The sequence below is a fragment of the Pseudomonadota bacterium genome (assembly GCA_030860485.1).
GTDB lineage: Bacteria > Pseudomonadota > Gammaproteobacteria > JACCXJ01 > JACCXJ01 > JACCXJ01.
This window is the reverse complement of record JALZID010000259.1, coordinates 1-9,156: the sequence shown is the minus strand read 5'-3', so window position 1 is coordinate 9,156 and position 9,156 is coordinate 1. Positions and strand designations below refer to the sequence as shown.

General features: G+C 65.6%; 8 protein-coding genes and 1 pseudogene. 2 read left to right on the top strand and 7 right to left on the bottom strand.

The genetic code is table 11. The features are described from left to right. Nucleotides 1-468: 468 nt before the first annotated feature. The 3 genes from M3461_16100 to M3461_16090 form a co-directional block, all read right to left on the bottom strand. Entirely contained in the window at nt 469-2,076 is a 1,608-nt protein-coding gene (locus M3461_16100; GenBank protein MDQ3775755.1) for a diguanylate cyclase, read from the bottom strand. Nucleotides 2,077-2,242: 166 nt separating this feature from the next. After that, nucleotides 2,243-2,539, bottom strand: coding sequence for a hypothetical protein (locus M3461_16095; protein MDQ3775754.1), 297 nt, complete (start codon nt 2,537-2,539; stop codon nt 2,243-2,245). A 786-nt stretch (nt 2,540-3,325) separates the two neighbouring features. Beyond that, on the bottom strand, nt 3,326-3,850 hold the full coding sequence (locus M3461_16090) for an RNA pyrophosphohydrolase (protein MDQ3775753.1): 525 nt from the start codon (nt 3,848-3,850) through the stop codon (nt 3,326-3,328). Nucleotides 3,851-3,944: 94 nt separating this feature from the next. Here M3461_16090 and M3461_16085 point away from each other — a divergent pair, with 94 nt between their 5' ends. Further along, complete coding sequence (locus M3461_16085) at nt 3,945-4,598, top strand: HAD-IB family hydrolase (protein ID MDQ3775752.1); 654 nt, start codon at nt 3,945-3,947, stop codon at nt 4,596-4,598. A gap of 116 nt (nt 4,599-4,714) precedes the next feature. Here M3461_16085 and M3461_16080 read toward each other — a convergent pair whose 3' ends face one another. From M3461_16080 to M3461_16070, 3 genes are all read right to left on the bottom strand, one after another. Next, entirely contained in the window at nt 4,715-5,320 is a 606-nt protein-coding gene (locus tag M3461_16080) for a hypothetical protein (protein ID MDQ3775751.1), read from the bottom strand. 27 nt (nt 5,321-5,347) lie between these two features. After that, entirely contained in the window at nt 5,348-6,415 is a 1,068-nt protein-coding gene (locus tag M3461_16075; GenBank protein MDQ3775750.1) for a poly(3-hydroxybutyrate) depolymerase, read from the bottom strand. Nucleotides 6,416-6,576: 161 nt separating this feature from the next. Further along, nucleotides 6,577-7,785: an NAD(P)/FAD-dependent oxidoreductase gene (locus tag M3461_16070; protein MDQ3775749.1), complete on the bottom strand. Its 1,209-nt coding sequence runs from the start codon at nt 7,783-7,785 to the stop codon at nt 6,577-6,579. A 498-nt stretch (nt 7,786-8,283) separates the two neighbouring features. Here M3461_16070 and M3461_16065 point away from each other — a divergent pair, with 498 nt between their 5' ends. Then, complete coding sequence (locus M3461_16065) at nt 8,284-8,850, top strand: Uma2 family endonuclease (protein MDQ3775748.1); 567 nt, start codon at nt 8,284-8,286, stop codon at nt 8,848-8,850. Between the two features lie 60 nt (nt 8,851-8,910). On the opposite strand, the pseudogene M3461_16060 reads toward M3461_16065, so the two are convergent. Further along, nucleotides 8,911-9,024: pseudogene (locus M3461_16060) on the bottom strand (IS5/IS1182 family transposase). Nucleotides 9,025-9,156 lie beyond the last annotated feature (132 nt).

Sequence of the window (9,156 nt, the reverse complement as noted above, 5' to 3'; positions counted from 1 at the left end):
GTAAGCGACCAGGATCATTGTCGAGTCGCGGTGCGGGTTGCGGCTGGTCTTCTTGACCGTCTGACGCAGGCCCTCGACCTGCGGTTCGGTCAAAAACCGCGGGGCTTTTCGCCTCTGTCGAGGCGCCTTCGCGTGCTCTGTGGACTTGCGGGTTTGTACGGGTTGGGGCAGGGTCAAGATGTCGGCCGTAGTCCTTATGCTATCGGCGCCCGGAAGAGCGACTTGCGGCTTTCTACGAAGAACAGCGAATGTTGCGGGGAGCGTCGATCGCATACCTCGTCAAGCGTTATTCTGCGGTCGTAGACATATGGATACAAGCCGCCAACATCGTGGGCCCTGTTCCGTTGTTCAATATTGACGCCCATAAATCGGTAGGACCTAATTGGAACCGAGGGGGGCGCCCCTGAACCAGAGGGGGCGGCGTGACGAGGAGGCGTAATTTTCCGGGTGATTCGACCGGAGGGTCCGTTATGACGACTTGCTCGCCTCCAAGAGCCACACCGGGTCGTTGCCCAGGACCTCCGCGCTGTAGGTCTTGCCCCTGGGCAGGAACAGGCAATCGCCCCTGTCGAGCTCGAACGACTGCCCTTCGATGCTGAGGCCGAGCCTTCCACTCACGACCGCACAGGCCCACGGCACGTCGGGGCAGCGATCGGCCGTTTTGTCAGGGCTCTGATAGGTCATACCTGTGCGATAGCCCCATGCGAAGAGTTTATCGACGAGCGCCTGCTCGGTGGGCGTCCCATCCGCCTGGGGGTCCCATCGAACCAGGCCGACGGTGTCCAGGGTCTGATAGCCCACCACGCGATTGCCACCCTGAAACGCGGCCTGGTACATGGCATCCTCGGCGCGATCGAGGAGGTCCTCGGGCCTGCTGATGGGGCTCGGGACCAGGGTAGCCACGCCCACATGCACTGTCACGGTGGGCGAGGCGCCCGGTATGGGATGGGCGATCCAGTGGGCCTCGATGGCGCGTCTCAAGTCCTCGGCGATCCGCCTGGCAGTGGCGGTATTGGCACTCGGCAGTAATATCCCGAAGCGGGTCTCGCCATAGCGGCTGGTGGTATCGCCGGCGCGCCGCGCGTGGCCCAGCGCCACCTCGGCGATGCGGCATAGGCACGCGCTGCCCTCCACCGATCGGTAGAACGCGGCGTTGTCGTCCCCGTCGTCGATGTCAAACATGATCAGGGACAGGGGCCGACCCTCCCGCATGAGGCGGCGCCATTCTACATGCACGATCTCTTGGAAGCGCCGGCGGTTGGTCAGCCCCGTGACGGGGCAGTGGGGCGCGACGCGCACCAGGGTCTCGGCCAGGGTCTCCGACCGACGCGTCGTGGCGACGAGGTGCGTCGTGGTCTGATGCAGCGCCGATTCCAGCTCGCCGCAGCGGGCCAGACTGGTCTTCGCGGTAACGTCCAGCTTGCCCAGCTCCTCCTGCCGCGCCCGGAGCTCGTCCATCAGGCGCCGATGCTCGGCGCGCAGGTGGAAATATCCGCTCAATGTCCTGTCGAGGCGAAGCGCGGCGGCGATCACCGCGACGGTGAGGATAGCCAGAGCGCCGCCGGCGGCGCCGAGAAATTCGTCGGGCTGCATCAGGAAATATCCCGCCGGGGGGAGCAATGCCGCGAGCGCGCCGGTGGTCACGGCGAGAGCCGCACCACGGTAGATCGCCAGCGTGGCCAGGACCATACACGCGGTCAGTAGCAGGACGAAGCCCTGCTGGTACGGGGTCGCCCGACCGTACAACGCGATCCCGAGGAGCCCCCAGGTGAGGAAGGTGCCGGCCATCCCCAGCGTGAACAAGACCGCCCAGGCCGTGGCGCGGGCCTTTCTCGAAGGCGATCGCTGATAACCCCAACAGAGCCCTAGACGCACGCCGTAAAGGATAGCCATCCACCGCAGCCAGCCCAGCAACATCGACTGGGTGTCCGGTGCCCACAGGATCGCGGCCGCCGTAACGCTCATGACCGCCCCGACACCCGCCTCCGTCATGGTCTCTCCAAACAACCTATCGATCCACCCGGCCCTGGCGGCCTGTTGGGCTCCGGCCGAGACGGTTTGCTCGGATTGCATCATCGGATCTCACCTTCAGTAACGGCTCTCGGAGGCGCTCTCGCCCCTCGGTCGGGTTCCCATCGCAGGCTCCACACCGCGCTGGACCGGAAACGCGTTGCGATGCTTCTCTGGCCCGAAGACCGCCCGCGGTGCGGGCCAGGCGCCAGACAGCTCTGTAGCGGTATGTTTACGGAATGGATGAAGACGATGCCGCCGCGTCCGGGGGAGCGCCGGGGCAGGGGCGGCATGGGACGTTCAGCAGGGCGCATGAGGTGGTGCCGTGATCGGCGAGGCTGTCGAGACCGAAGGCCCGGCCCTGCATGAGCGCTTCCGGCTCATCATGTATCCAAGCGGGACGGTGGTGATAGCGTTCTAGGAAGGCGGCGAGCCCCTGGAAGAGCTCCGCATAACGCACCCCCTTGCGGTGGTCGAGGCCGTCGAGGTTCACGCGTAAGCGTTGGAATTCCCGAGCTAGGCAGGTCATGAACGGCGGACACGCGGCGTTCGAAGGGCGTATCGGCAAGGATGCCGAGGTGCGAGGTACCCGCGACGGTAAACCCTGGGCATCCTTCCCTCTGGCGGATACCAAGGCCGACAGTCACGGCTTGGGTGTGCAACCAAAGCCAGGTGCACAATGCCGCGCTGAGCGACTCCTTCAGCACCGGGCCAGATCCGCGGCCCTAAACATGACGCGGGCGGAATGGCGCGGTTTAGCTGGTTTTGGTAATGGATATGATTGATTCTCGAACCCAGAACGGGACCTTGCCCCAGGCCATCCGGGCGGCCCTGGCCGCCCAAGGCGGGTCTTTTCATCCCCCCGCGAACAAAGCGCTTGGCCCGAGCCCCTGAGCGGCGGCAGACTGACGGGCATAGGCATAGGAGGTCAAGATGAAACCTAGCCAAAAGTATTTGAAATTCTGTAGCTATCCGTTCGCCCTGAGCGTAGGCGCGCAGCGCCGGAGTCGAAGGGCGGGGTCGAGGCCCGAAGCCTGGCGGCAGACTTCGACTCCGCGGCTCGCAAAAAGCGGCGAGCCGCTGCGCTCAATCCGAACGGACGATGCCGAACCAAAGGTGGGGGAAGGGCCGTCTGCAAGCGACTGATCTACGATAGAAAACGGAATTTGTTGTAGTGATCTTGTGCAAGAACTTGCGCGAAAGTATCTATCAACAGCCGAGGCGCGGGGCGCACCCCACTCCCTGCAGCGATCGGCTCGCCCGAAGATGGCTTATAGTCTAGACAGTAACGTCATGTTCTTGATCCGAATCGTAACTACGCTCCTCGCTGCTCGCCGCACCGGACCAGAGGTGCAGGTGCTTGATCGACTTGATCGATGAGTGGCGCCAACTCGGTCAAGGCCTGTTCGTAGACGGCGCGCTTGAAGGACACGACGCCGCGCAGCGGCTCCCAGTAACCGACCCAACGCCACTGGTCGAACTCCGGTCGGGCACCGAGGTCCAGGCGCACCGCCCGCTCGTCGCCGGTGAGACGCAGCATGAACCACACCTGTTTCTGGCCGACGCACAGCGGCCTCCTGTCATGGCGAAGGAACGGTTTGGGCAGGCGATAGCGAAGCCACCCTCGGGTGCAGCCCATGACCTCGACGTGCTCGCGTTCGAGACCGACCTCTTCCCGGAGCTCGCGGAACATGGCCGCCTCCGGGGTCTCGTGGCGCCGCATCCCCCCTTGTGGGAACTGCCAGGCGTCCCTACCGGCGCGGCGCGCCCACAGGACCTGGCCGTTCCCGTTGCTCAAGATGATGCCGACATTCAAGCGGAATCCCTGCGCGTCTATCATGATCCTCCTCCGGCGAAAGCGACCGGGGTGCTAGCGGCGGATTGTCCACAAAGCGCGCGAACACCGCAAATTCCGAGCTAGAATGACCCTGCCCATGAGCCTGGCCCTCTTCGACCTCGATAACACGCTCATCGGTGGCGACAGCGACTATCTCTGGGGGCGATTTCTGGCCGAACAGGGCCATGTGGACGGCGCGGAAAACGAGCGCCGCCACCGACGGTACTACCAGGATTACCTGGACGGGTCTCTGGACATCCACGAGTTCCTCGGTTTCCAGTTGGAGGTACTCGGCAAGTACGAGATGGATACGCTGTCAGGCTGGCGGGCCCAGTTCCTCGAGGAGAAGATCCGGCCGATCGTGCTGCCCAAGGCGGTTCGATTGGTAGAGGACCACCGCGCCAGAGGCGACACGCTCCTCATCATCACGGCGACCAATCGCTTCCTGACCACCCCGATCGCCGCGCTCTTCGACGTCCCCCACCTCATCGCGAGCGAGCCCGAGTGGGTAGATGGACGCTACTCCGGGCGGGCCATCGGGACCCCGTCGTTCGCCGGTGGGAAAGTCGCACGACTTGCTGCCTGGCTCTCCGAGCACGGCGAGACGCTCACGGACAGCTGGTGCTACAGCGACTCGCACAACGACCTGCCGCTCTTGCGCTCGACGACCCATCCGGTCGCGGTCGATCCCGACGCGCCCCTGGCGGCCGCGGCGCGCGCGCACGGCTGGCCGATCATCAGCCTGCGCTAGCCCGATCCGGGCCCGATCCGCGGGGACTAATATCTGCCTTGTTGGGGCGGCCGGGGCGTAACTGTATCGGGTGCGCCGCTAGGGCGCGGCTTGTATCCGGTCCACAGGCCGCCCGTCTAGGCCGATGGGCCGGTCTTTTTCGAGATGCGGCGCGGCGCCGACACGGGTGCGGGTGCGGCCCTCTTGTCCTCGGCCGCGGCCGTGTCTAGGGCCTTTTCGGCCCAGGCGGTCATGGCCGCCTTGACCGATCCGGCGATCTGCAAGCAATCCAGGGAGTAGGTCTTGAGCTTGTCCTGGACGCCGGTCAAGAGGTGGGCCTGGGTGGCGATCAGGTTCTCGACGCCCTTCGCCTGCTTCAATAGACCGAGGTACTGCGCGGTGGTATCGGTGTAGAGGCTCATGATGCCGGCCTGGGTCTTGAAGAACGCCGTGCAGGCGCTCGTCTGGATGCCACCCAGCTCCCTGATCGATGCGGCCACGCCGTCGAGATCCAGTTTGCCCATTTGTGCCTGCCACAGATCGCTGAACCTGGATTCGCCGAGATCGGACCAGGACCTGAAGGACTCCAGCGAGGACTTGGCTAACTTGGCCCAGGTACCGGGGTCGGATTGCAGCCCCATCCAGTCGTTGATCGCGGCCGCCTGCGATTCACTCGTGTCGCGATACCAGTCGAGCGAGATCTGATTGAGGTCCTGCCATTGTTTGAAGAGTGTCTGTTGCATACGCTTTCTCCGGTTCGGGTGAGGTGGTTAGGGTCGTGGTTGCGCCAGGCGCTCCAGCATGCTCATGACCGCCGCTATCTGCGGGGCTTGCTTGGAATAGAAGTTGGGATTGGATCGATCCGGGCTCGAGTATCCCCAGAAGTCCCAGCATCCCTTCGGGTTGAAAGGGATGGGGTCGGACACCTGCGCCTGGGGATACAGCACGATCATGGCGTTGGTGTCGGCGATCTCGTTGTAACCCGTGGTCGTGTAATAGCGATCGCCTATCTGGGCGGCGCCCTGCTGACAGCCGTGAAAGGCGACGTGGACCCGGCAGCTGTCCTTTGCGCAGGACTTCGGCACGTACGCGTACCCCACATCGCTCATACTGGAGCGGTCGGCGTCGATGAACTCGCGCTGGTCAAAGGTCACGATGCCCCCGCCCGGGTTCGGCGCGGGCGGCTTCAACGTGCCGTAGATGTGTCGCAGGAGCTCGTGGCTCTGCACGAAGTCGCAATCATTGATAAACGGCGGCTGGGTGACGGCGCACGACGAGTCGCCGCTGTTGTTCGTGACGATCGCATGACCCGCATCGACGGTCTTGACGTACTTGATATTCGCCGCGGGCACGCCGGCCGCCTGGTAAAACGCCAGCGTCTCATCCACCACTCGGGTGGTGACCGTATCGTCGACCTCCCCACTGAGGAGGTACACCCTGTCGGTGGCCAGATCCGCGACCGGATCGATCCGCCCCGAGCGGGCAAACTCCTCTGCCTTAACGTAGAGCTTATTGCCGTCCGGCCCGGGCCCGAAGGGGTGCATGCAGATGGTCGTGGCAGCCTCCAGGTACGAAAGGCTCCGGTAGGCCCCCGCGCAATAGAACGGCCCGCCCGCGATCACCCCGGCCCCGACCAAGGTCGCGGAATGAGCGACGTGAAACTGGGTCGTCATGAAAGCGCCCGAGGATAGCCCCGAGACGGAGGTCTGGCTCAAGTCGGCATTGTATGCGGGCAGCGGATCCGCCGCGCGCGCCCGCAGAGGGGCGCAGAGGACGACGACGAGCGCGACCCACCCCAGGAACCACAAGTACCGCTTGGAACTATGGTCGCGCTTCACTTCATCCCTCTCCCCACGACTGCCGTCATGTTGCTATGCAGCATACGCGCCCCGGCGGGGAGTGTCAACTCGAGGATGGGGGGTTACGGCGCCCTGGCCCGACTCCTCGGAGCGGGCCGCCAGGGCGCGAATCGTGAGGACCACGGCCGGTTGGGAGGATTTCAGTTCTCGCGTTCGCGGCCGGTGATGAGGCGCGCCCCGCGATCGAAGGTGAGATAGGCCCACAGCCATTGCAGAGAGACGATCAGGCGGTTGCGCATGCCGATCAGGAAATAGATGTGGGCGATGCCCCAGATCCACCAGGCGATCCCGCCCTTGATCCGGAGCCAGCCGAAATCGATGACCGCGGCACGCCGGCCGATGGTCGCGAGGTTGCCGAAGTCGCGATAGCGAAACGGCGGCGGCGCCGGCCTTCCCGACACGCGCGCCGCGATGACGCGAGCGACATAGGCGCCCGCCTGCTTGGCGGCCGGTGCGACACCGGGCAGGGACCGCCCCGTCGCGTCGGAGACCAACGCCACGTCGCCCGCCACGAACACCTCGGGGAGCCCGGGTACCGAGAGGTCGGGCGTCACCGGGACCCGTCCCAGCCGATCGGCCTCGATGCCGAGCCAGCGCGCCACCGGCGAGGCGGCCACCCCTGCGCCCCACAACACCGTTGCCGCCTCCACCCGTTCGGTCCCGACCGTGACGCCCCAGGGGCCACAGTCCGTCACCGGGCTCTTGAGCTTGACCTCGACGCCCAGGCGCGCCAGCGCCCGGCCGGCGTAGCGCGAGAGGGCCTCTGGAAAGGCCGGCAGCACGCGCTCCCCGGCCTCGCACAGGAGGATGCGGGCGCTGGTCGGGTCGATATGGCGGAAGTCGGCGGCAAGGGCCCGGCGTGCCAGCTCCGCGATGGCCCCGGCCAGCTCGACCCCCGTCGGCCCGCCCCCGACGATCACGAAGGTCAGGAGCCGCCTTTGCGCGCTCGGATCGGATCCGCACTCGGCCCGCTCGAAGGCCAGGAGGATGCGCCGGCGGATGCGGGTAGCGTCGTCCAGCTCTTTCAAACCCGGCGCCGACGCCTCCCAGTCATCGTGTCCGAAGTAGTCGTGGCGCACGCCGGTCGCGAGGATCAGGTGATCGTAGGGGATGGACTGCTCCCCGAGGGATACGGCGCGGTGCTCTACATCCACGCCCGTGACCTCGCCCAGGAGCACGCGAGTATTGCGCTGGCGGCGCAGCATGCGCCGGATGGGCCAGGCGATATCGCCCGGCGACAGCGCCGCGGTCGCGACCTGGTAGAGCAGGGGCTGGAAGAGATGATAATTCCGGCGGTCGATGACGGTGATCTCGACGGGGGCGCGCGCGAGCGCCCGCGCCGCCCACATCCCGGCGAAGCCGGCACCGACGATCACGACCCGCGGTCGTAGCCGGACCTCGGCCCAGGTTCTCGCCGGCGGGACCGTCAAGAGCCGCGGACCCCAAACCCCCGCATCACTTTCGCTCGCATCGATTTTTCTACGTTCGGTGCCATCGATCCTGACACAGGAGGCTCGGCGCTCGGCGCGTTATGTTACGAGCCCTTATATGCTACTGCGTGCTCCGGCGCATGGGGCATCCGCGGGGCGCGGTGGCCTCGGGCGAGAGTCCATCGCTCGCTAACGGGGGTACGCGCCACCGGTTCTCCGATCGGACGCGGCGACCGTTGCCGCAGATGAGTGTGAGTGACATCATGCGGCGTGAGCCCGGCGCCTCCGCAAGACCCTCGGCTCCGGCGGCCGCAGGGTCCGGGACCTACATTCGCCGTGAGGCAGGGTAGCGCCAGCGATGGGAAAGGGGCCAGTAGGACCGCAGCCGCACGTGATCGCCACGCCGAGCCAGAATTTATGAGCGTGCCACTCCGGCGCAATATCGGGCTGTACGAGACGCTCGCGGGCCTGCCCGAAGGGCTGACGGGCGAGATCCTGGACGGCCAGATCCACACCCAGCCGCGGCCCACGGGACGTCACGCGCACGCGGAGTCCGTTCTGGGCATGCGGCTGGGGCCGCCGTATCGGTTCGGCGAGGGAGGTCCGGGCGGATGGTGGATCCTGATCGAGCCCGAGGTCCACTTGGTGCCCGACACCGAAGTGGTGGTGCCGGACCTCGCGGGCTGGCGGCGCGAACGCCTGCCGAACATCCCCGAGGACCAGCGCTTCCTGGTCGCGCCGGATTGGGTGTGCGAGATCCTCTCCCCGGGCAGCCGCAGCAAGGACCGCGAAATCAAGATGCCGCTCTATGCCCGTCATGGGGTCCGCCATGCCTGGCTGGTCGATCCCAAGGAACGCACCCTGGAGGCCTATGCCCTGCGCGATGCGCACTGGGCTCCTCTCGGCTGCTATCGCGATGACGAGTCCGCCTGTGTCGCCCCCTTCGATGCCGTCACGCTGAGACTTACGGACCTCTGGGCCTGAGGGTTTGTGAAAATACCGTGCCTTCTGAGGAAAAAGAGCTTTTATTTTCCTTATACACTACCACTGGTTGCCTTTCTTGGTCTGGTACATGCCCGGGTCACGGCGCTTGTCCTTGTTCTTGGTGGAGGGCGGGGCGCTGATGATCGTGGCATCGACAATCGTGCCGGTGCCCACCTTGATGCCCTAGCAGCCTGTCGGACTTAGCGTGGAACTTTTCAAGCGCGAGGGGATCGGATCGGTCAGGGTTCCGATGAGCGAGCGCGCATGAGCCATTTCCGTCCCTGTGATCGTGACACCCCTTACCTG